Annotated in this window: 25 protein-coding genes and 1 pseudogene; 15 read left to right on the top strand and 11 right to left on the bottom strand. The window is 67.7% G+C overall.

Annotated elements, in window-relative coordinates:
* The first annotated feature begins 315 nt into the window (after positions 1–315).
* The 5 genes from fliS (at position 316) to AC3WLY_RS16355 (ending at position 3,892) form a co-directional block, all read left to right on the top strand.
* Positions 316–750, top strand: coding sequence for a flagellar export chaperone FliS (gene fliS, locus AC3WLY_RS16375; RefSeq protein ID WP_034179304.1), 435 nt, complete (start codon positions 316–318; stop codon positions 748–750).
* The gene (locus AC3WLY_RS16370) at positions 747–1,079 is read left to right on the top strand and encodes a flagellar protein FliT (RefSeq protein ID WP_175963324.1); all 333 of its coding nucleotides are present in this window, start codon (positions 747–749) and stop codon (positions 1,077–1,079) included. The genes fliS and AC3WLY_RS16370 overlap by 4 nt, the downstream gene beginning before the upstream one ends.
* A gap of 137 nt (positions 1,080–1,216) precedes the next feature.
* On the top strand, positions 1,217–2,575 hold the full coding sequence (gene fliK, locus AC3WLY_RS16365; RefSeq protein ID WP_175963325.1) for a flagellar hook-length control protein FliK: 1,359 nt from the start codon (positions 1,217–1,219) through the stop codon (positions 2,573–2,575).
* On the top strand, positions 2,572–2,889 hold the full coding sequence (locus AC3WLY_RS16360; protein WP_492310786.1) for an EscU/YscU/HrcU family type III secretion system export apparatus switch protein: 318 nt from the start codon (positions 2,572–2,574) through the stop codon (positions 2,887–2,889). The genes fliK and AC3WLY_RS16360 overlap by 4 nt, the downstream gene beginning before the upstream one ends.
* Positions 2,890–3,157: 268 nt before the next feature.
* A complete protein-coding gene (locus AC3WLY_RS16355) occupies positions 3,158–3,892 on the top strand; it encodes a PepSY-associated TM helix domain-containing protein (protein WP_105389527.1) in 735 nt (244 codons plus the stop codon).
* Positions 3,893–3,965: 73 nt separating this feature from the next.
* On the opposite strand, the gene AC3WLY_RS16350 is transcribed toward AC3WLY_RS16355, so the two are convergent.
* From AC3WLY_RS16350 to AC3WLY_RS16305, 10 genes and pseudogenes are all read right to left on the bottom strand, one after another.
* Entirely contained in the window at positions 3,966–4,991 is a 1,026-nt protein-coding gene (locus AC3WLY_RS16350; protein ID WP_492310787.1) for an XdhC family protein, read from the bottom strand.
* A 256-nt stretch (positions 4,992–5,247) separates the two neighbouring features.
* Positions 5,248–5,751 carry a hypothetical protein gene (locus AC3WLY_RS16345; RefSeq protein WP_175963329.1) on the bottom strand — a complete coding sequence of 168 codons (504 nt, stop codon included), beginning with the start codon at positions 5,749–5,751 and terminating at the stop codon, positions 5,248–5,250.
* Positions 5,752–6,294: 543 nt separating this feature from the next.
* The gene (bcaP, locus tag AC3WLY_RS16340) at positions 6,295–7,698 is read right to left on the bottom strand and encodes a branched-chain amino acid transporter BcaP (protein WP_492310788.1); all 1,404 of its coding nucleotides are present in this window, start codon (positions 7,696–7,698) and stop codon (positions 6,295–6,297) included.
* Positions 7,699–7,923: 225 nt separating this feature from the next.
* Entirely contained in the window at positions 7,924–8,580 is a 657-nt protein-coding gene (rqpR, locus tag AC3WLY_RS16335; protein ID WP_175963331.1) for a response regulator transcription factor RqpR, read from the bottom strand.
* Between the two features lie 7 nt (positions 8,581–8,587).
* Positions 8,588–9,403: a quorum system sensor histidine kinase RqpS gene (gene rqpS, locus AC3WLY_RS16330; RefSeq protein WP_492310789.1), complete on the bottom strand. Its 816-nt coding sequence runs from the start codon at positions 9,401–9,403 to the stop codon at positions 8,588–8,590.
* Positions 9,404–9,819: 416 nt separating this feature from the next.
* A complete protein-coding gene (locus tag AC3WLY_RS16325) occupies positions 9,820–10,590 on the bottom strand; it encodes a ferredoxin--NADP reductase (RefSeq protein WP_034179295.1) in 771 nt (256 codons plus the stop codon).
* Positions 10,591–10,820: 230 nt separating this feature from the next.
* A pseudogene (locus tag AC3WLY_RS16320) lies at positions 10,821–10,916 on the bottom strand (LysE family translocator); the annotation flags it as partial.
* 16 nt (positions 10,917–10,932) lie between these two features.
* Complete coding sequence (locus AC3WLY_RS16315; RefSeq protein WP_072437566.1) at positions 10,933–11,748, bottom strand: endonuclease/exonuclease/phosphatase family protein; 816 nt, start codon at positions 11,746–11,748, stop codon at positions 10,933–10,935.
* Between the two features lie 5 nt (positions 11,749–11,753).
* Entirely contained in the window at positions 11,754–12,242 is a 489-nt protein-coding gene (locus AC3WLY_RS16310) for a hypothetical protein (protein WP_175963333.1), read from the bottom strand.
* A 146-nt stretch (positions 12,243–12,388) separates the two neighbouring features.
* Positions 12,389–12,772: a hypothetical protein gene (locus tag AC3WLY_RS16305; RefSeq protein WP_492310794.1), complete on the bottom strand. Its 384-nt coding sequence runs from the start codon at positions 12,770–12,772 to the stop codon at positions 12,389–12,391.
* Between AC3WLY_RS16305 and AC3WLY_RS16300 the strand changes: the two genes are divergently transcribed.
* From AC3WLY_RS16300 to AC3WLY_RS16255, 10 genes are all read left to right on the top strand, one after another.
* On the top strand, positions 12,723–13,703 hold the full coding sequence (locus AC3WLY_RS16300) for an AAA family ATPase (protein ID WP_492310790.1): 981 nt from the start codon (positions 12,723–12,725) through the stop codon (positions 13,701–13,703). The genes AC3WLY_RS16305 and AC3WLY_RS16300 overlap by 50 nt on opposite strands.
* A 145-nt stretch (positions 13,704–13,848) precedes the next feature.
* Positions 13,849–14,958 (top strand): NAD(P)/FAD-dependent oxidoreductase, encoded by a 1,110-nt coding sequence (locus AC3WLY_RS16295; RefSeq protein WP_425133008.1) that lies wholly within the window; start codon positions 13,849–13,851, stop codon positions 14,956–14,958.
* Between the two features lie 140 nt (positions 14,959–15,098).
* Entirely contained in the window at positions 15,099–15,410 is a 312-nt protein-coding gene (locus AC3WLY_RS16290; RefSeq protein WP_048248305.1) for a high-potential iron-sulfur protein, read from the top strand.
* Positions 15,411–15,597: 187 nt separating this feature from the next.
* Positions 15,598–16,905 (top strand): MFS transporter, encoded by a 1,308-nt coding sequence (locus AC3WLY_RS16285; protein ID WP_175963335.1) that lies wholly within the window; start codon positions 15,598–15,600, stop codon positions 16,903–16,905.
* Between the two features lie 321 nt (positions 16,906–17,226).
* Positions 17,227–18,855 (top strand): ABC transporter substrate-binding protein, encoded by a 1,629-nt coding sequence (locus tag AC3WLY_RS16280; RefSeq protein WP_492310791.1) that lies wholly within the window; start codon positions 17,227–17,229, stop codon positions 18,853–18,855.
* 118 nt (positions 18,856–18,973) lie between these two features.
* Positions 18,974–19,984 carry an ABC transporter permease subunit gene (locus AC3WLY_RS16275; RefSeq protein WP_072437557.1) on the top strand — a complete coding sequence of 337 codons (1,011 nt, stop codon included), beginning with the start codon at positions 18,974–18,976 and terminating at the stop codon, positions 19,982–19,984.
* Positions 19,985–19,988: 4 nt separating this feature from the next.
* The gene (locus AC3WLY_RS16270) at positions 19,989–20,906 is read left to right on the top strand and encodes an ABC transporter permease subunit (protein WP_175963337.1); all 918 of its coding nucleotides are present in this window, start codon (positions 19,989–19,991) and stop codon (positions 20,904–20,906) included.
* Between the two features lies 1 nt (position 20,907).
* Positions 20,908–21,906 (top strand): ABC transporter ATP-binding protein, encoded by a 999-nt coding sequence (locus AC3WLY_RS16265; protein WP_175963338.1) that lies wholly within the window; start codon positions 20,908–20,910, stop codon positions 21,904–21,906.
* The gene (locus AC3WLY_RS16260) at positions 21,903–22,919 is read left to right on the top strand and encodes a peptide ABC transporter ATP-binding protein (RefSeq protein ID WP_034179285.1); all 1,017 of its coding nucleotides are present in this window, start codon (positions 21,903–21,905) and stop codon (positions 22,917–22,919) included. Before AC3WLY_RS16265 ends, AC3WLY_RS16260 begins: the two co-directional genes overlap by 4 nt.
* Entirely contained in the window at positions 22,912–24,057 is a 1,146-nt protein-coding gene (locus tag AC3WLY_RS16255) for a TraB/GumN family protein (RefSeq protein WP_310135591.1), read from the top strand. Before AC3WLY_RS16260 ends, AC3WLY_RS16255 begins: the two co-directional genes overlap by 8 nt.
* Before the next feature lie 557 nt (positions 24,058–24,614).
* Here AC3WLY_RS16255 and pxpA read toward each other — a convergent pair.
* Positions 24,615–25,379: a 5-oxoprolinase subunit PxpA gene (gene pxpA, locus AC3WLY_RS16250; protein ID WP_175963339.1), complete on the bottom strand. Its 765-nt coding sequence runs from the start codon at positions 25,377–25,379 to the stop codon at positions 24,615–24,617.
* Between the last annotated feature and the right edge of the window lie 3 nt (positions 25,380–25,382).

The raw sequence follows: 25,382 nt of genomic DNA, 5'->3' as shown, positions 1-25,382 counted from the left end.
CGGCGACGGGCATCCGGGGACGGCTATCCGGCGACGGGCATCCGGGGACGGCTATCCGGCGACGGGCATCCGGGGACGGCTATCCGGCGACGGGCATCCGGGGACGGCCATCCGGCGACGGGCATCCGGGGACGGGCACCCGGTCACGGCCCTCCGGCCTTGCCGGGCGGGGCCGGCGGGCCGGTTTCCCGCGCCCGGCCGCGGCCCCGCGCGTCTAAAGCTTTTCAAATCCCTTCCGATAACTCCGGAGAAGGCCGCGTCGTGCGATGCACGGCGGCGGCTCCCGTATAGCCAAGGCATGACAAGGAGAAGCGCATGTTTTCCCCAGGACACGCTGGAGCCAGTGCATACGCGCGTGTCGGCGTCGAGACAGGGGTGATGGGCGCCTCCCCGCACCGGCTGATCGCGATGCTGTACCAGGGCGCGCGGCAGGCGATCGCGCTGGCGCGCATGCATCTGCAGCAGGGCAACGTGTCCGCGCGCGGCGAAGCGATCGGCAAGGCGATCCGGATCGTCGAGAGCGGCCTGCAGGCGTCGCTGAACCGCGACGCGGGCGGCGAGATCGCGGGCCGGCTCGACGCGCTGTATGCGTATATCGGCCGGCGCCTGCTGGAAGCGAACGCGCAGGCGAGCGACGCGATGCTGGTCGAGGTCGACGGGCTGCTCGCAACGCTCGAGGAAGCATGGACGGGCATCGCCCCGGAAGTCGCGCGGATGGCCGCGCAACAGGCAGTGGAAGCAGCACGATGAATCTCAAGGCCGAATACTTCGAACGTTACGAGGCGCTCGCAGCCGTGTCGGGCCGGATGCTGTGCGCCGCGCGCGACGCCGACTGGGCCGCGTTGCCGGGGTTGCAGGTCGAATTCATGCAGCTCGTCGACGGGCTGAAGGAAGCCGATCCGGGCGTCGCGCTCGACGAATCGGATCTCGGCCGCAAGCTGGACCTGATTCGCCGCATCCTGGCCGACGACGCCGCGATCCGCGATCTCGCGAGCCCGGACGTCGCGCGGCTGTCCGCGCTGTTCGAGGCGCGGCGCTCGACCAAGGTATTGACCGATCTCTACCGCGCGCGCGGGTAGGGCCCGCTTTTCGGGGAGACGGGCGTGGGGCGCCCGTGCCCGTTACCGCACGCGGCACGCGCGCTATTCCCGCGGGCGGCACCGGCGTGTCGCTTCCGGATTCGCAACGATGTGGCTGAGGTGAGCAGGCTCCGATCATGACCGGTATCGATTCCGTTGCGGCCGCGCTGCTGGCGAGCCGCCTCGACAGCCTGCTGACCGGCACCGTATCGGCGCCCGCCGGCGGCGGCGCGACCTCGCAGGTCGGCACGCCGGGCACCGGCGCGTCGTCCTCGCCTCCGGCCGGCGGCCCGCCCGCCGCGCCGCAAGCCTCCACGCAGACCGCGCTGTCCGACGTCGGGCGCGTGCTCGACGCGATCTCGCGCGCGGGCGGCGACGCGACGCCCGCGATCGCCGGGCGCGCACCGCTGCTGGCCGATCCCGCCGTGCTGCTGACCGATACGGCCGTACCGGCGCGTGCGCCGGCCGCGTCCGATCCGGCGGCGGCGTCTTCCACGCCTTCTTCCGCCGCGGCGTCGTCCGCCGCGGCGGCGCGCGAAACGGCCGCGCCGCTGCCGGTCGCGGCGTTGCGTGCGGCGCTTGCCCAAGCCGTGAGCGAGAGCGGCCTCTTCTACGAATCCCATCTGGCGCAGTGGCTGGCCGGCCAGCGTCCGCTCGCGGCGCTGATGCGCGAGCCGCAGGCGCGCCTGACGGCCGCGCTTGCGCCGGCCGACCCGGATGTCGCGCAGCCCGGCTCGACCGACGTGCTCGACGAACTGCTTGCGCAGCGCCCGCCGCTGCCGGCGACCGCGCGGGCGACTGCGCAAGCGGGCGCACCGGCCCAGGGCGGCGCACCCGCTCGCGACTCCGCGCAGGCGTTGCCGGCGGCCGCCCGGCAGGGCGCGTCGTTGCCGCCCGATACCGCCGATCCGCTCGGCGCGCACGCCGACCCGCGCTGGACGCCGGCGCGTGCCGGGCTGGCCGCCGCGTCGTCCGATCCACAGGCGCAGCCGCTCGCTCCCGTGCACCCGGCCGCCGTGCCGCTCGTCAGGCAACAGCTCGACGCGCTCGCGACCGACCAGTTCCGCTGGACCGGCGAGGCGTGGCCCGGCGCGCGGCTCGACTGGACGATCGAACCCGACGATCCGGGCAGCCGCGCACCGCGCGGCGGCGACGACGCGGGCGACGGCATTGCATGGCGTACGCGCCTGACGCTGACGTTGCCGTCGCTCGGTACGGTCGACGCGGAGCTGATGCTGAACGGCGCGCAGCTCGTCGCGCGGCTGCGTGCGAACCAGACGGGCGCCGACCGCCTCACGCGGCACGAGGCCGCGTTGCGGCAGCGGCTCGAGGGATCGGGGCTGCGGGTGGGCGGGCTGTCGATCCGCGCGGTCGACGACGGGCCGGACGGCTTCGACCTGTTTGCCGCACAGGCGGCGGCCGCCGCGTATGCGCGCGGTGCGGCCGGCGGGCCGGGCACGCGCGTACCGGGCGCCGACGACGAGGTGCCGCAATGAGCATGTCGTCCCGCAAGCGCGCGGCCGCGCTCGTCTACGACCCGAAAGGCGGCGATGCGGCGCCGCGCGTGGTCGCGAAGGGCTATGGCGTGCTCGCGGAGATGATCGTCGCGCGCGCGCACGATGCGGGGCTGTACGTGCATACCGCGCCGGAGATGGTGTCGCTGCTGATGCAGGTCGACCTCGACGACCGGATTCCGCCGCAGCTCTACCAGGCCGTCGCGGACCTGCTCGCATGGCTGTACGCGCTCGATCGCACCGAACCCGGGCCGGACGCCGCCGCATCGCGCTTTCCATTGCCGCCGCTGCGCTGAACGGCGCGCCATCGCGCCGCTTCTTGCGAAACGCTGTCTCGGCCTTGCGGGTCATTCGGCCGGCATTTGTCGCCTATCGAGCGATATTTCGATGCAACGTGCGCGCTTCGTCGGCATTTCTTCGCTCGTCGAGCGCGCCGTTGCGTAGCCGGCCCGATTGAGCCGGAATTCGATTTATGTAATGATATCCATTCTCATTTTCATGTTGCCCGGGCGGCGCGCGATCTCTGCGCGCCGCCCGTTGTTTTGAACGAATGGATACTTTCGCGTGAACGCGCCCGAAACGATCGACTCTCCCAAGGCGGGTATGCCGCGCGCGGGCGTCACCGTGCTGCATCCGGCGGCCCGCCCGCTGACCGACGACGAACTGGCCGCGCGCCGCCAGCGCTCGCGTCGCGCGACCTTCATCAAGTGGCTGCGCAAGGTGCACGGCTGGGTCGGGCTGTGGGGCGCGGTGCTCGGGCTGCTGTTCGGCGTGACGGGCGTGGTGCTGAACCACCGCGCGCCGCCGCTGAAGATTTCGACCGGCGAGCCGCAGGTCGAGCAGATGCAGATCGCGCTGCCCGATCCCGTGCCGAAGACGCCCGCCGCGATGACGAAATGGCTGCAGCAGGAACTGCATTTCGACGGCCGGCCCGGCCGCATCCGCAAGGATCCCGCGCAGGCCGTCGCATGGGGCGACCAGCGCGTGATGCAGCCCGAGCACTGGCAGTTCGGCCTGTTCGGCCCGCACCGGAACCTGCAGGCCGAATACTGGGTCGGCAATGGCTATGTGTCGGTGAAGCGCACGGACAACACGTTCCTGACGACGCTGAACAACCTGCATCGCGGCGTCGGGATGAACCTCGGCTGGGTGCTGCTGATGGATACGATCGCGGGCTCGCTGATCCTGCTGTCGCTGACGGGCGTGCTGTTGTGGACCGAGCTGAACAAGCGCCGCACGGTCGGCGTCGTGCTGGTGGTGGGTTCGGTCGCCGCGGCGCTCGCGGCCGGCCTGACCTGATCGGCGCTCGCGCCGGCCTGCTGCCGGCGCGAGCCGCTTCGTCCGCGCATCCGAAGCGGCTAGCCAGTGTGAATCAGAGGCCGCAGGCCGCGCCGCTGTTCGCCGCGATTTCTCGCGCGGCCTTTGCGCCCTCGACCTGCAGGATCGTCGGCAGCGACACGTTGTTCTTCGCGGCGGTGATCTCGGCGAGGATCGAGATCGCGATTTCCGGCGGCGTCCGGCTGCCGATGTAGATGCCGGCCGGCCCATGCAGCCGGCCCAGTTCCGCTTCGTTCAGGTCGAACTCGCGCAGCCGCTCGCGCCGCGCCGCGTTGTTGCGCCGCGAGCCGAGCGCACCCACGTAGAACGCGGGCGTCTTCAGCGCCTCCATCAGCGCGAGATCGTCGAGCTTCGGATCGTGCGTGAGCGCGATCACGGCCGAACGCGCATCGAGTTTCATGTCGAGCACCGTATCGTCGGGCATCGTGCGCACGACGCGCGTGCCCGGCACGTCCCACGCATCCGTGTATTCCTCGCGCGGATCGCACACCGTCACCTGGTAGTCGAGCCCGACCGCGATCTGGCACAGATAGCGCGACAACTGGCCCGCGCCGATCACGAGCATCCGGTAGCGCGGCCCGTGGATCGTCACGAGCCGTTCGCCGTCGAACGCGAGCCCGTCGGCCGCCTGCGCGGGCGACAGCGACGCGCGGCCGGTCGCGAGCGTCATCGTGCGCGTGACGAGGCGGCCGGCCTCGACTTCCGCGCACAGCGCGGCGATCCCGCTGTCGCGCGTGAGCGGCTCCAGCACGAGCTGGATCGTGCCGCCGCACGGCAGCCCGAAGCGGTGCGCTTCCTCGGCCGTCACGCCGTACTTGAGCGCCTCCGGGCGCGCGTCGGCCGCGATCCCGCTCGCGTGCACGCGGGCGATCAGGTCGTCCTCGATGCAGCCGCCGGACACGGACCCGACCACGAGCCCGTCCTCGCGCACCGCGAGCATCGCGCCTTCGGGGCGCGGCGACGAGCCCCACGTCTTCACGACCGTCACGAGCAGCACGCGGCGGCCTTCTTCGATCCAGCGCGCGCTGGTCTTCAGCACGTCGAGATCCACACTTTCCATCGTCGGTTTCCAGTTGCGGGACAGGCCTGGCGGTCCGTCATTCGATGGCGGGATTATGAACCGCCCGGCGCAAGCGTGCAGGAGGGAGGGGCGAGCAGGGAGGCCGCGACGCGGGAAAGAGGGGAGGCGCGGATGGCGGGCGCGCCATCCGAAGGCGAGACCGTGGCGGAGCCGGTCGGCGCGTCGCGCCGGCCGGTCCGGGCGAGGTGCGCTGGTGCGGTGCCGGGCGGGCGCATCCGCCCGGCGGTGCGATCCGTCAGAGCGATCCCAGGTATTGCGTCAGGTTGCGAATGTCGGTGTCGTACGCGCTCGGCGTGCCGAGCTCGACGCCGCCGCTACGCACGTAGTACTCGAACGGCACGGAGCGGGTGCCGAAGAACGGCAGGAAATTGTCCGGCTGCAGCGTCGTGCCGTTCAGGCCGATTGCCCAGTTCCTCGACTTGTACAGCTCGAGATCGCGGATCGTCGCGTTGACCGCGTTCGTCTCCGATGCGCGAATCGCGGCGATGTGGTGTGTCAGCGTCTCGATGTTCGCCTGGTATGCGCTCGGCTCGCCGATCGAAACGCCTCGCGCGCGCACGTAGTAGCTGAATGGCAGGTTGCGTTCGGTGAAGAAGGACAGGAAACCATCCGGCGCCAGCGTATCCCCGTTCAGCCCGATCGCCCAGTTCCTGCTCTGATAATCCTTGAGCTCGCCGATCGTCTTGTTGGCGGCGTTGATTTCGACCTTCGCCGTGACGTTAACCAATGTATTGCTCATGACGGACCTCTCAGGTTCTGTTTGAACTTCGCACAGGTGCTGCAACATGCCTCCGCATGGAGGCAATTCAATGCAAACGGCCGGATTATCCGATTTGAATCGGGTCGAATGAAAATGGGCTGAATAATTCGTTTTCTGGCGCTGCGGATAATTCCAATTATTGAAAATTAATTTCAATGAAGTCGGCCGCGTGGCGCTGCGCGACGTGGGCAGCGCAAGGCCCGGCCACGCGAGGCCAAGCGGGTGTGCGGGAGGTCGAATTGAATACTAGGTTGGCCGCTTAAAGAGATCAATGTCGGCCGGGCAATTATTTTTCGCCATTCATTTGAATTCAGTGGAATTGCATGGTGCGTCGATTAATTCAACGCGATGTATTGAATCTGCCGGCATTCGGAAAGTCGGCCGGAAAGAATCGAAACCGCCGCGCGGATCGTTGCGGGTTTCGCGGCAACGCGGCGGCGCGATCAGGGGAAGGAGGTGAAGGCGCGGGGCCGGCATCCGACCCCGTGGGAGTGCGCCGTGCCGCGTGCGGCACGGTGGCGTTCAGTGCGCCTGCTGGCCGTGCGCGAGCTTCGAACGGCTGCGCGAATACAGGAAGTAGATCACGAGGCCGATCACGAGCCAGATGCCGAACGCGGCCCACGTGACGGGCTGCAGGTTCAGCATCAGGAACAGGCACGACGCGACCGCGAGGATCGGCACCACAGGCACGCCCGGGCAGCGGAACGCGCGCGGCAGGTCGGGGTGCGTGCGGCGCAGCACGAGCACTGCGATCGACACCATCGAGAACGCCGCGAGCGTGCCGATGTTGATCAGCTCGGCGAGCACGTTGAGCGGCACGAGCGCGGCGATCAGCCCGAAGAACAGGCCGACGAGCCAGGTCGTCAGGAACGGCGTCGCGTAGCGCGGATGCACGCGCGACAGCGTCGCCGGCAGCAGCCCGTCGCGCGACATCGCGAAGATCACGCGGGTCTGGCCGTAGCTCATCACGAGGATCACGGTCAGCATGCCGAGCACGGCGCCGAGGTCGATGAAGCCCGCGACCCAGTTCTCGCCGGCGGCCTGCAGCGCGTACGAGATCGGGTGCGAGATGTTCGCGTACCGGGCCGACGGCACGATGCCGGTCGCGACCGCGGCGACCGTCACGTACAGCACCGCGCACACCGCGAGCGACGCGATGATGCCGATCGGCAGGTCGCGTTTCGGGTTCTTCACTTCCTCGGCCGCCGACGACACCGCGTCGAAGCCGATGAACGCGAAGAACATCACGGCCGCCGCGCCGAACACGCCGTTCCAGCCGTGCGGCATGAACGGCTTCCAGTTCGCGGGCGTCACGTGGAACAGGCCGACCGCGATCACGAGCAGCACGACCGACACCTTGATGAACACCATGATGTTGTTGATGCGGGTCGATTCGCGGATGCCGATCGACAGCAGCGTCGTGATCACGAGCATCACCAGGAACGCGGGCAGGTTGAACCACGTGACGACGCCCGGCACCGCGCCGGGCGCCGCCGTCAGCACGGTCGGCAGCGACAGCCCGAAGCCCTGCAGCAGCGACTGCAGGTAGCCCGACCAGCCGACCGACACGGCCGATGCCGCGAGGCCGTACTCGAGCATCAGGTCCCAGCCGATGATCCATGCGGCGAGCTCGCCGAGCGTCGCGTACGAATACGTGTAGATCGAGCCGGCGACGGGGATCGTCGACGCGAATTCCGCGTACGACAGCGCCGCGAGGCCGCATGCGATCGCGGCGATCACGAACGACAGCATCAGTGCCGGGCCGGCCTGCACGGCGCCGGTGCCGGTCAGCACGAAGATGCCGGTGCCGATGATCGCGCCGATGCCGAGGAAGGTGAGGTCGATCGCGCCGAGCGCTTTCTTGAGCCCGGCGGCGTGCGCGCCGGCGATCATGCGATCGACGTTTTTCTTGCGGAAGAGGGACATTGCGGATGAATTGCCAGCGCGCGCGAGCGCGGCGGCGCTGACTGAGTGAAAACCCGCAATTTTAGCCGATTTGGCGGACCAGGCCCGCTGCGGCGCAGCGGCGTGTCGCGGAATCGTCCGATAAAACAAGCGCTTGCGCTTGATGCGGGCGGCGGTTGAGCGCGACGCGGCGTGCGCCGCGCCGTTGCATCGTACGAATCCGATGTATCGGGCGAATCCGTTGAATCAGGCGCCGGCCGTGGGCGCCATGTCGACGAGCCGGTTGCTCATCACGTAGAACGTGAGCTCGGCGTTGTTCGACAGCCGCATCTTCTCGAGCAGCCGCGAGCGATACACGCTCACCGTCTTCACGGACAGCGACAGCGTGTTCGCGATGTCGGTGAGCCGCTTGCCCGACGCGAGCATGCAGAGCGTCTGGTATTCGCGGTCGGACAGCTTCTCGTGCGGCAGCGGCTCGTTCTCGAACGACACGTATTCGGCGAGCGCCTCGGCCATCGCGGGGCTCACGTACTTGCGGCCGGCCGCGACCTGCTGGATCGCGCCGATCATCTGCGCGGCGTTGACCGTCTTCGACAGGTAGCCGGCGGCGCCGGCCTTCAGCGCGCGCACCGCGTACTGGTCCTCGCGGTACATCGAGAACATCAGCACCGGCGTGTGCGACAGCTTGCGCTTGAGGCGCTTGAGCACCTCGATGCCGTTCGTGTCCGGCAGCGAGATGTCGAGCAGGATCACGTCGAATTCCTGCCGGTCGACGGCCGCCATCGCGTCGCCGCCGGTCTCGGCCTCGGTGACGTCGCGCGCGATGCCGCGGTCGATCAGCAACTGGCGGACCCCTTGCCGGACGATCGCGTGATCGTCCACGAGCAGGATGTTCAGGCTCATGACGACCTCACGAACGCGACGCGCGGCGTGCCGCGACGGGCGTCGCGAGCAGCGAATCCCACGCGAAGCGCGCGGTGACGCGCGTGCCGTGGCCGGTTTCCGGCGTGGCCGTCTCGAAGCTGCCGCCGAACGCTTCGCAGCGTGCGCGCATGCCGGCGAGGCCGTAGCCGGTGCGGCGGCCCCGGGCGAAACCGGTGCCATCGTCGGCGACGATCAGCGACAGATGCGTGCCGTTGGTGACGATCCGCACGTCGACCGACTTCGCCCGTGCGTGTTTCGCGACGTTCGACAGCGCTTCCTGCGCGACGCGGAACACCGCGAGCGCGCTGGCGCCGGCGATCTGCGTCAGGCGCGCGTCGGCCGCGCACACGAAGCTGGTGCGCAGGCCGGTGCGCGTCGCATGGCTGTCGACCCACGACGACAGCGCGCCGACCATGCCCGCGTCGAGCGCCGGCGTGTCGCGTTCGTCGATCAGCCGGCGATTCGCGTCGGTCGCGGCGTCGAGCGCCTGCTGGGCGAGCTCCAGCGCGCGCACGCAGCCGTCCGGCGCATCGGCCGGCAGCCACGTTTGAACGTTTGCCAGCGCGAAACGCGCGGCGGTGAGTTCGGCGCCGAGCCCGTCGTGCAGCTCGCCGGCCAGATGGCGGCGCGCGGCTTCGTCGGCGGCAAGCAGCTGGGCGGACAGCGCGGCGATGCGCGCGGCGGAGGCGTTGCGTTTCGACGCGGCTTCGGCAATGGGCGGAGTAGCGGCGCAGCCCTGTACGAGCTGCCGCGACGGGAACGGGGCGTGGGCGCCCGGGGGCGCGTTAAGCGACGTATCCATGACTCTCCCTGCTGTCAGAAAGCGGTTCAGACACCGGCTGGCTGCGTGGAACGATTGCCGTTGCGATGACGGTCGCCGCCAGGGAATCGCCCCGTGCCGAGGTAACAAAAGTTACATTTTGTAACGACTGCATCCGACCCTTCAACCCCTGTCCGAATGGCAACCACGCGCGCCGAATAATATCTCAAAAATTTCGAAAAGGTCATGTCGGGCGGACATTTCAGGGTAAATGTGAATAATCGGAATGAAGCTGTTGTAGGAAAAACACTGACACCCGAGCACCGGGCGATGACGTATCCAAATGTAACTATTTGAGATGAGATGGTCCCAGTTTGTTACGAATTCGCCAAGTGCGGACGAAAAAAAACCGGAGCTTTTGCTCCGGTTTTTTGATGCCGCACAAATTTCGGGGCGGATCAGTCCACGAATGCGCGTTCGATCACGTAGTGGCCCGGCGCGCTGTTCTTGCCTTCGACGAGGCCGGCCTGCTTCAGCAGGTCGGTCGTGTCCTTCAGCATCGCGGTGCTGCCGCACAGCATCACGCGGTCGTTTTCCGGCGAGAACGGCGGGACGTCGAGATCCGTGAACAGCTTGCCCGTCGCGATCAGGTCGGTGATCCGGCCTTCGTTGTCGAACGCTTCGCGCGTGACCGTCGGGTAGTAGACGAGCTTTTCCTTGATGATGTCGCCCAGGTACTCGTGGCCCGGCAGGTCGTGCTTGATGTAGTCCATGTACGCGAGCTCGCCCTTCAGGCGGCACGTGTGCGTGAGGATCACCTTGTCGAAGCGGTCGTAGATGTCCGGATCGCGGATGATCGACATGAACGGCGCGAGGCCCGTGCCCGTCGACAGCATCCACAGCGTCTTGCCCGGCAGCAGGTTGTCGGCGACCAGCGTGCCCGTCGGCTTCTTGCCGATCAGCACCGTGTCGCCCACCTTCAGGTGCTGCAGGCGCGACGTCAGCGGGCCGTTCTGCACCTTGATGCTGAAGAATTCGAGGTGCTCTTCGTAGTTCGGGCTGACGATCGAGTAGGCGCGCGCGAGCGGCTTGCCGTCGACCTCGAGGCCGACCATCGTGAATTCGCCGTTGTTGAAGCGCAGGCTCGCCTCACGGGTGCAGGTGAAGCTGAAAAGCGTGTCGGTCCAGTGGTGGACGGATTGGACGGTGGCGGTGTCGTATTTGCTCATGGCTTTGAAAACGGACGCGCGTAGCGAACGCGTGTAACGGGCCCAAAAACGGGCAAAAAAACCGAGTGCGACGGCCCGATCGCGGATCGGCCGGCCGGCGCGTCGGACACGCGCCTTCTCGATGACAGACGATTGACGAACTGGTTATTTTACCCTGTTGGCGCTGATCGCGGGCTTGACCCGCGTGGCTGCGCGGATTTGGCGCAACGAATTCTTTCAATTAACTTTCGTCGATCGGCCGCGAGTTTCGCGCCGAGGCCGACGAGCGCCCCGCCGCACGGCGCGTCGAGCGGGCGCCGCACGCACCGGTAGCCGCGCTTGCGGCGGATGGCGACCGGGTCGTTATTGCGGATCGAGGCGCAGGCGCGCGATGTACGGCAGGTGGTCCGACAGCCACGCGGCCTCGCCGGACGGCGCGCGCCATTCGAGCGGCGTCAGGCCGCGCACGAACATCTTGTCGAGCGCGAGCGCCGGCGAGAACGCGGGGAACGTGCGGCCCGATTCGCCGAGCAGCGTCGCGACCTCGGACATCCCGATCTCGCCGAACAGCGCGACCGAATCGTTGCGCCAGTCGTTGAAGTCGCCGGCGAGCATCAGCGGGCCGTCGCCCGCGTTGCGCACGATCCAGTGCGCGATCCAGTGCATCTGGCGCAGCCGCGCGGCGCGCGTGAGCGCGAGGTGCGCGCACAGCAGCGTGACCGGGCGCGCGCCCGCGAGCGTCGCGCGCGCGACGAGCAGCCCGCGCCGTTCGAAGCGGTGCGCGGAGATGTCCCAGCGGCCGCCGAGATCGAGCGGATGCGGCGACAGGATCGCGTTGCCGTGCCGCCACGACGGCTTGAACACGTTCGGCCCGAGCGCGATCTGCCAGTCGAGCGCATGCGCGATCTCGGTGGCCTGGCAGTGCCACACGTCGTCGACCGCGTCGTCCATCGGCGCGCCGAAGCCGGGTGCGAGCATGGGGCGCGGCATGCGGCGCGCCATCGCTTCCTGCAGGAAATACACGTCGGCGTGCGTCGACTGCATCCAGTTGCGCATCGCGTTCCACGCGGTGAAGCCGAGCGGCGAGCGGCCCTTGTGCAGATTCCAGCTGACCGCGGTGATTTCGTCGGGCGCGGCGTGCGGTTCGGCGAACGGCAGGGACAGGGCGTCGGCGGACATGACGCTCAGTCCTTCGCGACGTGCGCGCGCACGCGGTACACGAGGTGCGGGTGCTGCTCGACGAGCGTCCAGTCGGTCCATGCATCGCTGCCGACCGACAGGCCGGGGTGGCTCGCGACGATCTGCCGCGGCGACGCGGGCACGCACGGATCGCCGCGCGTCGCGTTTTCGTCGTCGAGCGTTTCCTGCACGTCGAGCGCGAGCGACACCGTGTTCGCGCTGGCGTCGACGGTGAGCGGCGCGACCGTCACCGAGCGCGAGCGCTCGGTCGGCACGACGCGCGCGGCATTGCCGCAGCCGACCGGCATGGCGGACGGGTAGCGATGGGTATCGGTGCGGGTCTGACCCACGGTGGTGCGCTGCTGGAATGTGTCGATGGTCTGACCGTCGCGCACCACCTGGATCTCCCATGCGACGGAGGCCGGTGCGGGGCTCTGCGCATGGGCGGCGAGCGCGACGCTCGCGAGCAGGACGGCCAGGCCGTGTTTCAGCATGAAACGTCTCCGGAAACGCGGGATAGCGGGGAACGGACGCACATCTTACGCCCGATCGATTTCGATCGTGATGTGACAGGACGCGCCGCGACAGGTTCGCCGCGCAATACGGTCCTGTCCCAAAGGTAGGTGCGCGTCATGCATTTTCAAACGAAAAAGCGCGCGAATTCGGCGACGGGCGCGCGCTCGGTGACGAGGCGGTTCTCGATCGCATCGGCATCGATGCGCGGGAAAGCGGTGGGGGCGGACATCGGCATACCTTCGGGACGGGGCGCGACGCGCCGCGCGGGCGCCGTCGGCGAAGCCTTGAGGCGGGTGGGTGAACCGACGATCATACGCCGCGCCGCGCAGCCGTGCAGCGCACGCCGGGTGTTAGCAGCAGACTCGTTCGGCTGCTTGCTTGCGTGCGGATACGGGCCCGCTACACTGAAATCGTAAGGGTCTGATGGTTGTGCGACAGCAAGCGGCAGCGAGGTTGGTATGACGACGGCGATGGTGAAACAGGAACTGGCGGTGGCGTCCTTCAGCACGGTGTACGACCTCGAGCAGGTCGAGACGGCGCTGAGCGACCTGAACGAGAGCGCGAGCGACGCATTGCGCGCCACCTACGAAAGGATGCTCAAGACGGGGAATCTGCGCTTTTGCGTGAAGCCGAACCGGATGCCGTCGTTCGACGCGCTCGGCGACGCGTTGCCCAATTTCACCGAGCCGCTCGACGACGTGCGCAAGCAGGTCGCGCTGTGCCTCGAAACGGACGACCGGCTCGAACTGATGCCGATCCTGCTGCTCGGGCCGCCCGGCATCGGCAAGACGCATTTCGCGAAGGCGCTCGCGCAACTGCTCGGCACCGCGTACCACTACGTGCCGATGAGTTCGCTGACGGCCGGCTGGATCTTGTCGGGCGCGTCGTCGCAATGGAAGAACGCGAAGCCCGGCAAGGTGTTCGATGCGCTCGTGAACGGCAGTTACGCAAACCCGGTGATCGCCGTCGACGAGATCGACAAGGCCGGCAGCGATGCGCAATACGATCCGCTCGGCGCGCTGTATGCGTTGCTCGAGCACGACACCGCGCGCGCGTTCGTCGACGAATTCGCGGAAGTGCCGATCGATGCGGGCAACGTGATCTGGGTCGCGACCGCGAACGAAGCGCAGGCGATTCCGGAGCCGCTGCTCAACCGGATGAACGTGTACGAGATCGCGCCGCCCGATGCGGCCGGTGCGCGCCGGATCGCGCAGACGATCTACGACGAGATCCGCACGTCGCACGCATGGGGGCGGCGCTTCCCCGAGACGCTCGGCGACGACGCGCTCGACGTGCTGGCCGCGACGCCGCCGCGCACGATGCGCCGCGCGCTGCTGCATGCATTCGGCGCCGCGCGGCTCGACGGCCGCGATGCAATCGGCCCGCACGACATCCGCGCCGACGAGGGCGCCGCGAAGCGCAGGCCGATCGGCTTCTGAACCGGCGGCGCGCGCATGGCCGAGGTGCGCGCGCCGAATCGTGCGCGGTGTCGTCGCGACGCGGCATACATGCTTTCGGCAGGCTTGCGAACCGGGACGTACAATTCTCTTCTCTCCCCTCGACGCGTTAGCAGCGCGAAACGTCATGGAGCAGATGGATTGTGTAGTGATCGGCGCGGGCGTCGTCGGCCTTGCGATTGCACGCGAACTGGCCGCGCGCGGGCGGGAAACGCTCGTGCTCGAGGCCGCCGACGCGATCGGCACGGGCACGAGCTCGCGCAACAGCGAAGTGATCCACGCGGGGCTCTACTATCCGCGCGGTTCGCTGAAGGCGATGTCGTGCGTGCGCGGCCGCGATCTGCTGTACGAATTCTGCGACACGCATCACGTGCCGTACCGGCGCGCGGGCAAGCTGCTGGTCGCGACGAGCGTCACGCAGGTGAAGCAGTTGAAGGCGATCGCCGCGCGCGCCGCCGAAAACGGCGTGCTCGACCTGCTGCCGCTCACGCGCGTCGAGGCGCAGACACTCGAGCCCGCGCTCGAATGCGTGGAAGCGCTGTTCTCGCCGTCCACCGGCATCGTCGACAGCCACCAGCTGATGCTCGCGCTGCTTGGCGCGGCGGAACGCGACGGCGCCGTGTGCGCGCTGAAATCTCCGGTCGAGTCGATCGACGTGCTGCGCGGCGGGCGCTTCGTCGTGCGCACGGGCGGTGATACGCCCGCCGAGATCGAGGCCGCCTGCGTGGTCAACAGCGCGGGCCTCGGTGCGCAGGCGCTCGCGCGCCGCACGCGCGGCCTCGACCCGCACTGGGTGCCGCCGCTCTATCTCGCGCGCGGCAATTATTTCAGCCTGTCGGGCCGTGCGCCGTTCTCGCATCTCGTGTACCCGATGCCCGACCGCGCGGGGCTCGGCGTGCACCTGACGTTCGACCTTGCCGGGCAGGCACGCTTCGGTCCGGACGTCGAATGGGTCGATGCGCTGCGCTACGAAGTCGATCCGGCGCGCGCCCCCGCGTTCTACACGTCGATTCGCGCGTTCTGGCCGGGCCTGCCCGACGGTGCGCTGCAGCCGGCGTACGCGGGTATCCGGCCGAAGGTCGCGGGGCCCGGCGAGCCGCCGGCCGACTTCATCGTGCAGGGCGCCGCGCAGCACGGCGTGCGCGGGCTCGTGAACCTGTTCGGCATCGAGTCGCCGGGGCTCACCGCGTCGCTCGCGCTCGCGCAGCGCGTCGGCGACATGGCCGCATACGGTTGACGCAAGCGCGCACGCGTGGGCCGTGTGAAATCCCTTATCTCCGGCATTTCGGCGCGCACATTTATTCGCTTGGCGGTTATTCTGTCGAACGGCTGTCGCCAGAACAGCTTTCAAACCGATAACGTTGGAGCGAGTCCCCCATGAAAACATCCCGTCGGAGTTTCCTGATTACGAGCGTTGGCGTCGTGTCCGCGCTGGCGCTGTCGCGTGAAGCGCTGGCCGATGCGCCGATGCTGTCGGAAACCGATCCGACCGCGGTGGCGCTCGGCTACAAGGCCGATGCCACGAAGGTCGACAAGACGAAGTACCCGAAATACGCAGCGGGCCAGGATTGCGCGGCCTGCATGCTGTACCAGGGCAAGAAGGGTTCGGCTTCGGGCCCGTGCGGTGCGTTCCCCGGCAAGCAGGTGTCGGCGAAGGGCTGGTGCAGCGCATTCTCGAAGATGGGTTGAGGCCCGTGCGGCATCGTGCGATGCCGCAATGTGGCGAAAACCGCAAAACGCCCGCCGTCGAAAGACGGCGGGCGTTTTTATTGCTTGAAAACGGTTCCGTCGCTTTCTACACTCGCTGCAAACCAGCGCGCCGCGGCACACTGCGCCGCGCCACCCGACACGGCGAATTCACGAGGACGAGGCACGCATGGCGACGATTGCGAATTCAACGAAAACGATCCGGCCCGAGCGTGCGCTGAACCGGCGCGCGGTCGTGGCCGCCGTGATCGGCAACGCGCTCGAGTGGTACGACTTCACGGTATTCGGCTTCATGACGGTCGTGATCGCCGAGCTGTTCTTTCCGACCTCCAGCGAATACTCGTCGCTGCTGCTGACCACCGCGACGTTCGGCGTCGCGTTCTTCATGCGCCCGATCGGCGGCATCGTGTTCGGGCTGTACGCGGACCGTGCCGGCCGCAAGGCCGCGCTGTCGCTCGTGATCCTGCTGATGACGTTCGGCATCTTCCTGCTCGCGATCGCGCCGCCCTATGCGGCGATCGGCATCGGCGGCCCGCTCCTGATCGTGCTCGGCCGCCTGCTGCAGGGCTTCTCCGCGGGCGGCGAATTCGGCAGCGCGACGGCGCTGTTGATCGAGGCCGCGCCGTTCTCGAAACGCGGTTTCTACGGCAGCTGGCAGATGGCGAGCCAGGCGGCCGCGCTGCTGATCGGCGCGCTCGTCGGCGCGGCCGTCACGCGCGGGCTGTCGCACGACGCGCTGCACAGCTGGGGCTGGCGCGTGCCGTTCGTCCTCGGGCTCGTGATCGGCCCGATCGGCTTCTATATCCGCCGCCATCTCGCGGATTCCGAAGCATTCCTGCACGCGCAGCAGAGCGCGCGCCGCGCGACGCTCGGCGAAGTGTTCACGCGCCATCCGCGCGAGGTGCTGTGCGGGCTCGGCTCGGTGATCGCGCTGACGGTGACGATCTACGTGCTGATCAGCTATCTGCCGACTTTCGCGGTGAAGCAACTGAAGCTGCCGTATGCGGAATCGTTCTACGCGGTGATCGTCGGCAACCTGCTGCTGATGGTGCTGTCGCCGGTCGCCGGCGCATGGTCGGACCGCATCGGCCGCAAGGGGCTGTCGCTGTGGTCGCTCGCGCTGACGCTCGTGCTGATGTATCCGCTGTTCGCGTGGCTCGACGCGGCGCCGAGCATCGGGCGGCTGATCGCGGTGCAGGCCGTGCTGTCGGTGACGCTCGCAGGCTATTACGGGCCGTTCGGCGCGATGATCGCCGAGCTGTTTCCGGCCAACGTGCGCTCGACCGGGCTGTCGATCGCATACAACGTCGCGGTGATGCTGTTCGGCGGCTTCGGGCAGTTCATCGTCACGTGGCTGATCAAGGTCACCGGTACGCCGCTGGCGCCGACCTACTATGTGATGGCCGGGCTCGCGCTGTCGATCGTCGCGGTCGCGTTCGTGCCCGCGCGCAGCGCCGATCTCGACGCGCCGGCGTGACGACATGACAGGAAGAAGACTGTCATCGAATCATTTCGCAAAACGCAATGATGTGCGGCCGGACACGGAAAACCGCGCGCCGAACCTTCGCGTTCGCGCCCGAATTGTTTAGTTGTCGAACGAAACATGCGCGGGATGAACGGAACTGTCGCTCGCGCGCGTTTTCGCATTTTTTATCCGTGCAAGACATCGGCAAAAACCCGTGTGGGCGCGTCTAGAAGAGTTTTTTCTCCAGCTTGTTGCAAAATCGCTAGCTCAAGTAATATCCGCGTACGCCGGACCCTGGCGGGGCCGGTTCCGATCTGGAGACCTGGAGGAAACATGGAATACAACCGTCTGTTGCACACCCTGCGTGTTACCGCCATTGCAGGCGTGGCAGCGGCATCGCTCGGCGTCGCGGGCTCTGCATTCGCACAGATCCCGAACAAAACGCTCGTCTACTGCTCAGAAGGCAGCCCGGCGGGTTTTGATTCCGCGCAATTTACGACCGGCGTCGATTTCACCGCCGCCACGTTCACCGTCTACAACCGCCTCGTCGAATTCGAGCGCGGCGGCACCAAGGTCGAGCCGGGCCTCGCCGAGAAGTGGGACGTGTCGTCCGACGGCAAGGAGTACACGTTCCACCTGCGCCATGGCGTGAAGTTCCACACGACCGACTTCTTCAAGCCGACGCGCGAATTCAACGCGGACGACGTGCTGTTCACGTTCCAGCGCATGCTCGACCCGAACCAGCCGTTCCGCAAGGCGTATCCGGTGTCGTTCCCGTACTTCACCGACATGGGCCTCGACAAGCTGATCACGAAGGTCGAGAAGGTCGATCCGTACACCGTGAAGTTCATGCTGTCCGAGCCGAACGCGCCGTTCATCCAGAACATGGCGATGGAATTCGCGTCGATCCTGTCGGCCGAATACGGCGACCAGCTGATGAAGGCCGGCAAGGCCGCCGACATCAACCAGAAGCCGGTCGGCACGGGCCCGTTCATCTTCCGCAGCTACACGAAGGACGCGACGATCCGATTCGACGGCAATCCTGATTACTGGAAGAAGGGCGAAGTGAAGCTGTCGAAGCTGATCTTCTCGATCACGCCGGATCCGGGCGTGCGCGTGCAGAAGATCAAGCGCAACGAATGCCAGGTGATGAGCTATCCGCGCCCGGCCGACATCGCGACGCTGAAGGCCGACTCGAACGTCGACATGCCGTCGCAGGCGGGCTTCAACCTCGGCTACCTCGCGTACAACGTCGAGCACAAGCCGGTCGACAAGCTCGAGGTGCGTCAGGCGCTCGACATGGCGATCAACAAGAAGGCGATCCTCGAATCCGTCTACCAGGGTGCGGGCCAGGCGGCCAGCGCGCCGATGCCGCCGACCCAATGGTCGTACGACAAGAACCTGAAGATGGCCGCGTACGACACCGCGAAGGCGAAGGCGCTGCTCGCGAAGGCCGGCTATGCGAACGGTTTCGAGATCACGCTGTGGGCGATGCCCGTGCAGCGCGCGTACAACCCGAACGCCCGCCTGATGGCCGAGATGATCCAGGCCGACTGGGCGAAGATCGGCGTGAAGGCGAAGATCGTCACGTACGAGTGGGGCGAGTACATCAAGCGCGCGCACGGCGGCGAGCAGGACACGATGCTGATCGGCTGGACGGGCGACAACGGCGATCCGGACAACTGGCTCGGCACGCTGCTCGGCTGCGAGGCGATCAAGGGCAACAACTTCTCGCACTGGTGCTACAAGCCGTTCGACGAGCTGGTCCAGAAGGGCCGCACGACGACGGGCCAGGACGCGCGCACGAAGCTCTACACGCAGGCTCAGCAGATCTTCGCGCAACAGCTGCCGTTCTCGCCGATCGCGAACTCGACGGTCTACCAGCCGGTGCGCAAGAACGTGGTCGACATGCGCATCGAGCCGCTCGGCTATGCGCGCTTCGACGGCGTCGGCGTGAAGTAATACGACCGGCGTAAGCTGTCGTCGTTGAGAAGACCGGCTTGAAATCATCCGGCGGCGGGAGGCCAAAAGCCCCCCGTCGCCGGTCGCACATTTCCCACAAGAAAATACGAGAAGCATCATGCTCCGATTCGTGTTGCGCCGCGTGGGGATGGTGATCCCGACCTTCATCGGCATCACCATCCTCGCGTTCGCGCTGATTCACCTGATACCGGGCGACCCCATCGAAGTGATGATGGGCGAGCGCGGCGTCGATCCCGCCATGCACGCGGAGGCGATGAAACGCCTCGGGCTCGACCAGCCGCTGCCCTTGCAGTACGTCCACTACATCGGCCGTGCGCTGCACGGCGATCTCGGCACGTCGATCATCACCAACACCAGTGTCGCAGGCGAGTTCTTCGCGCGCTTCCCGGCGACCGTCGAGCTGTCGCTGTGCGCGCTCGTGTTCGCGCTCGCCATCGGCCTGCCGGCCGGCGTGATCGCCGCGCTGCGGCGCGGGTCGGTCATCGACCACGGCGTGATGGGCACCGCGCTCACCGGCTACTCGATGCCGATCTTCTGGTGGGGGCTGATCCTCATCATGGTGTTTTCGTCGTACCTCGGCTGGACGCCCGTGTCGGGGCGCATCGCCGTCGAATACGACTTTCCGCACCCGACGGGCTTCATGCTGATCGACGCGCTGCTCGCGCCGGACGAAGGCTCGTTCAAGTCGGCGGTCAGCCACCTGATCCTGCCCGCGATCGTGCTCGGCACGATCCCGCTCGCGGTGATCGCGCGGATGACGCGCTCGTCGATGCTCGAAGTGCTGCGCGAGGACTACATCCGCACCGCACGCGCGAAGGGGCTGTCGCCCGTGCGCGTGGTCGTCGTGCATGCGCTGCGCAACGCGCTGATCCCGGTCGTCACCGTGATCGGCCTGCAGATCGGCACGCTGCTCGCGGGCGCCGTGCTGACCGAGACGCTCTTTTCGTGGCCCGGTGTCGGCAAGTGGCTGATCGATGCGATCGGCCGCCGCGACTATCCGGTCGTCCAGGGCGGCATCCTGCTGATCGCGACGCTCGTGATCGTCGTGAACCTGGTCGTCGACCTGCTGTACGGCGTGCTGAATCCGCGCATCCGCCACACGAGGTAATTCCATGAGCAATCTGCAAAATACCCTGCCGACCGAATCCGCGCCGGCCGGCGGCCGTGCGCTCGCGCTGCGCGAGTTCTGGGCCAACTTCTCGCGCAACCGCGGCGCCGTCGGCGCCGGCATCGTCGTGCTCGTGCTGATCCTGGTCGCGCTGCTTGCGCCGCTGATCGCGCCGCACAGCCCGGTCGAGCAATACCGCGACTACGTGAAGATCCCGCCTGCATGGCTCGACGGCGGCAACTCGAAATTCATCCTCGGCACCGACGAAGCGGGCCGCGACATTCTTTCGCGGCTGATGTTCGGCGCGCGGATGTCGTTCTGGATCGGCTTCGTGTCGGTCGTGCTCGCGCTGATCCCCGGCATCGTGCTCGGGCTCGTCGCCGCGTTCTTCCAGAAGTGGGCCGACACGCCCGTGATGCGCATCATGGACGTGCTGCTCGCGCTGCCGTCGCTGCTGCTCGCGGTCGCGGTCGTCGCGATCATCGGCCCGGGCCTCACCAACACGATGTTCGCGATCGCGATCGTCGCGCTGCCGGCCTATGTGCGCCTCACGCGCGCGTCGGCGCTCGGCGAGCTGCAGAAGGAATACGTGACGGCGTCGCGCGTGGCCGGTGCCGGCACGGTGCGCCTGATGTTCTCGCAGGTGCTGCCGAACTGCACGGCGCCGCTGATCGTGCAGGCGACGCTGGGCTTCTCGTCGGCGATCCTCGACGCGGCCGCGCTCGGCTTCCTCGGCCTCGGCGTGCAGCCGCCGACCGCCGAGTGGGGCGCGATGCTCGCGTCCGCGCGCGACTACATCGACAACGCATGGTGGATCGTGACGATGCCCGGCCTGTCGATCCTGATTTCGGTGCTCGCGATCAACCTGCTCGGCGACGGGCTGCGCGACGCGCTCGATCCCAAACTGAAACGGATGGCCTGAGATGAGCCAGAACCTATTGACCATCCGCAATCTTGCGGTGAACTTCAACGGCCTGCCCGCCGTCGACCGGATCGACCTGTCGATCGCGCCGGGCGAGGTGGTGGGCGTCGTCGGCGAATCGGGCTCGGGCAAGAGCGTGACGATGATGGCGCTGATGGGCCTGATCGACGCGCCGGGCAAGGTCACGGCCGACGAGGTCACGTTCAACGGCGTCGACCTGCTGAAGGCGTCGGCGAAGGCGCGCCGCAAGATCGTCGGCAAGGACATCGCGATGGTGTTCCAGGACGCGCTGACGAGCCTGAACCCGAGCTACACGGTCGGCTATCAGATCAAGGAGGTGCTGAAGCTGCACGAAGGCCTGCGCGGCGACGCGCTGCACCGGCGCGCGCTCGAACTGCTCGACCAGGTCGGCATTCCCGATGCGAAGAACCGCATCGCGTCGTTCCCGCACCAGATGTCGGGCGGGATGAACCAGCGCGTGATGATCGCGATGGCCGTCGCGTGCAACCCGAAGCTGCTGATCGCCGACGAGCCGACCACCGCGCTCGACGTGACGATCCAGGCGCAGATCATGGATCTGCTGGTGAAGCTGCAGAAGGAGCGCGGGATGGCGCTCGTGCTGATCTCGCACGACCTGGCCGTGGTGTCGGAGGTCGCGCAGCGCGTCGCGGTGATGTACGCGGGCGAGATCATCGAGACCAACCGCGTGCCCGACATCTTCCGCACGCCGCATCATCCGTACACCGAAGCGCTGCTCGCGGCGATTCCCGAGCACAATAAGGGGGCGCGTCGCCTTGCCGCATTGCCCGGCATGGTGCCGGGCCGCGATGATCGCCCGTCCGGGTGCCTGTTCGCGCCGCGCTGCAAGTATGTCGTCGACGATTGCCGCAAGGCGCGGCCGGCGCTCGACACGCTGGTGTCCGGCAACGATGCGATGCGCGCGCGCTGCATCAAGCCGCTCCATGTTTCCAACCTCGACCTGACGGGAGGCGCACGATGAACGCAGTCCACGAAACGCGCGCCACGCCGCACGACGACGACGTCGTACTGGTCGCCGACCAGCTCGCGAAACACTACACGGTCAAGCGCGGCATGTTCGGCCAGGGCACGGTGAAGGCGCTCAACGGCGTGTCGTTTTCGCTGAAGCGCGGCAAGACGCTCGCCGTCGTCGGCGAATCCGGTTGCGGGAAGTCGACGCTCGCGCGGCAGCTGACGATGATCGAGACGCCGACGTCCGGCCACCTGTCGATCGACGGCAAGGACGTCGCGGGCGCGGACCGCCACCGGGTCGCCGACCTGCGCCGCCGCGTGCAGATGGTGTTCCAGAACCCGTTCGCGTCGCTCAACCCGCGCAAGACCGTCGAGCAGACGCTCTCCGAGCCGCTCGAGATCAACGCGAACCTGACGGCCGCCGAGCGCGCGCAGCGCATCGCGCAGATCATGCGCACGGTCGGCCTGCGGCCCGAGCACGCGAAGCGCTATCCGCACATGTTCTCGGGCGGCCAGCGGCAGCGTGTCGCGATCGCGCGCGCGATGATCCTCGATCCGCGGATCGTCGTCGCCGACGAGCCGGTGTCCGCGCTCGACGTGTCGATCCAGGCGCAGATCCTGAACCTGTTCATGGATCTGCAGGAGCAGTTCAAGACGAGCTACGTGTTCATCTCGCACAACCTGTCGGTGGTCGAGCATGTCGCGGACGACGTGATGGTGATGTACTTCGGCAGCGTCGCCGAGCTCGGCGACAAGGAGACGATCTACGCGCGGCCGCGCCATCCGTACACGCGCGCGCTGATGTCGGCGACGCCGGCGATCTTCGAGGAAGACCGCCGCGTGCAGATCAAGCTGCAGGGCGAACTGCCGTCGCCGCTCAATCCGCCGTCGGGCTGCGCGTTCCACCAGCGCTGCCCGTATGCGGTCGAGCGCTGCCGCGTCGAGGAGCCGCAGCTGCGCGAGGTCGACGGACGGCGCGTGGCCTGCCATCGCGCCGAGGAGGTAGGGGAGGCGAATGCCTGAAGCGTTGGCGGCGCGCGTGTCCGGCGCGCGCCGTTCGGGGGCAAGCAGCGCGCGCGTGATGCGCGCGTACCGCTACGCGAGGCGCTGGAGCGTGCGCACCGTCACGGGCGCGGCGCTGGCCGGCGCGTGCGTGGCAGCCAGCCTCGCGGTTCCCGTCGAGGCCGCGCGGGCCGAAGGGCGCGCGCCGGCCACTTCGCCGATCCATCCGTCGCAAGTCCCGCCGCCCGGCATGAGCCTGCCGGGTTTTCACGCGCCTGCCGTGTCGAACGGCACGATCGCGAGCGGCGCGGTGCGCGTGCAGCCCGCGCGCATGCCGTTCTACGTCGCGACCAGGGGCAAGGTCACGCTCTACGTGCTCGGCACGTTGCACACGGGCGACCCGTCCGACTACCCGAGCGCGCAGCCGTTCCGGCCGCGCATCCTCGCGGCGCTCGCCGCGTCGCCGACACTCGCGCTCGAACTGTCGCCCGATGACCTGCTCGAATCGCAGGACGACGTGTCGAAGTACGGCGTGTGCCGCTACCCGTGCCTGCAGCGCCTGCTGCCCGAGCCGCTGTGGCAGCGGCTCGCGGCGCGCCTGCGCGGCAACCCGGCCGCACTCGCCGAGATCCGCAAGATGCGGCCGTGGCTCGCGGCGCTCGTCGTCGAGACCTACGATTCGCTGTCGGCCGGCCTGCAGACCGAATACGGCACCGAGGCGCAACTGCAGAACGTGTTCCTGAAGAAGAAGGGCGGCCGCGTGATCGGGCTCGAGACGCTCGCCGAGCAGATGCGCGCGTTCACCGGGCTGACGCTGGCCGAGCAGCGCGAGATGCTTGCGCAGGACATGGTGCAGACGCCCGCGCAGAACGCGGACGACATCAAGGCGCTGCACCGGCTGTGGCGAATTGGCGACGCCGACGCGATCTCGGCGTGGGCCGTCGCGAAGAGCGAGCGGCTCGCGCGTTCGAAGGCGTTGTCGGCGTCGATCGACAACAAGATCCTGTACGAGCGCAACCGGCGCTTCGTTGCGCGGATGACGGCAATCGCCGCGCCGAACCGGCCGCTGTTCGTCGCGATCGGCGCGCTGCATCTGGGCGGCTCGCGCGGCGTGCTCGAATTGTTGCGCCAGCAAGGATACCGGGTCGACGCGAACTGATCGCGCCCGGCGGCCCGCACCGATCTTCCCCTGTTTGATTGCCATCGCGCGTATGTCGCGAGGCGCCGGCACGGCCGCGGCAATCGATAAGGAAAACCCTTGAATCGTCGGAAAATAGCGTTTGAGACGATTGACATCCTGTTCTGCCAATATCTATTCTTCACCCCACAAGTTGAAAAAATGAAAAGAATAGATAAGTTCTACGGGGTAGCAGAAATAAAGCGCGGGGTTAGCGTTGCCGGCACGTGAAGCGCGTGCCGGCTGCGGAGTGTCTGCATGCACGGCGGGGCCAATCATCGTCGGACAACACATGCATGCGGGCCGACTTGCAGATAAGCGACGTTCCGTCGTCTGACCGGGGAATGCAGTGATCGGGCGGCGGCGGACGTTTTTTAATCCGGAATGTTTTTCCGGTCACCGTCGAAAGACGGTTTCGGGGGGCGAATCGACAGACGGCGAAGCCGCAGCGATTGCGCCAACGGAAAAGCGCCACGAGGGCGCTTTTTTCTTTTGTGCGACGGATATGTGCAACGCACGTGTCACGCGACGGATACGCGTCACGCGCCTTCGTCGGCCTGCAGCGCACCGGGCGCCACGACATCGACACCCGCCGCCTCGAGCGCCGCGCGGATCCGCTTCGCGAACGCCAGCGCATGCGGCCCGTCGCCGTGCAGGCAGACGGTCTGCGCGTTCAGCGGCACCCATTCGCCGCTCAATGCACGCACGTGCCGGTTGCGCACCATGTCGAGCGTGCGCGCGAGCACTGCCTCTTCGTCGTCGATCAGCGCGCCGGGCTGGTTGCGCGGCACGAGCGAGCCGTCCGCGCGGTAGCCGCGATCGGCGAACACTTCCTCCACCGCGGCGAGCCCCGCCTGCCGCGCGGCCGCGACGAATACGCTGTTCGCGAGCCCGAACACCGCGAGCGACGGATCGAAATCGTGGATCGCGGACACCACCGCATCGGCGATCATCGGGTCGCGCGCGGCCTGGTTGTACAGCGCGCCGTGCGGCTTCACGTGCGCGATGCGCCCGCCTTCGGCCTGCGCGATCGCCGACAGCGCGCCGAGCTGGTACAGCACGCCGGCGTAGATGTCGCCGGCCGGCAGCTGCATTTCCTTGCGGCCGAAATTCTCCGGATCGTGAAAGCTCGGGTGCGCGCCGATCGACACCCCTTTCTGCACGGACCAGCGCACGCAGTCGCGCATCGCATTGGCGCCGCCCGCGTGCCAGCCGCATGCGATGTTCGCCGACGTGACGAGGTCGAGCAGCGCCTCGTCCGATCCGCATCCTTCGCCGAGATCGGCATTCAGATCGATTTCCATGAT

It is taken from the genome of Burkholderia sp. FW306-1C-G01B (assembly GCF_058781685.1).
The sequence above is the reverse complement of the archived record's forward strand: the minus strand, read 5'-3'. Positions and strand labels throughout refer to the sequence as shown.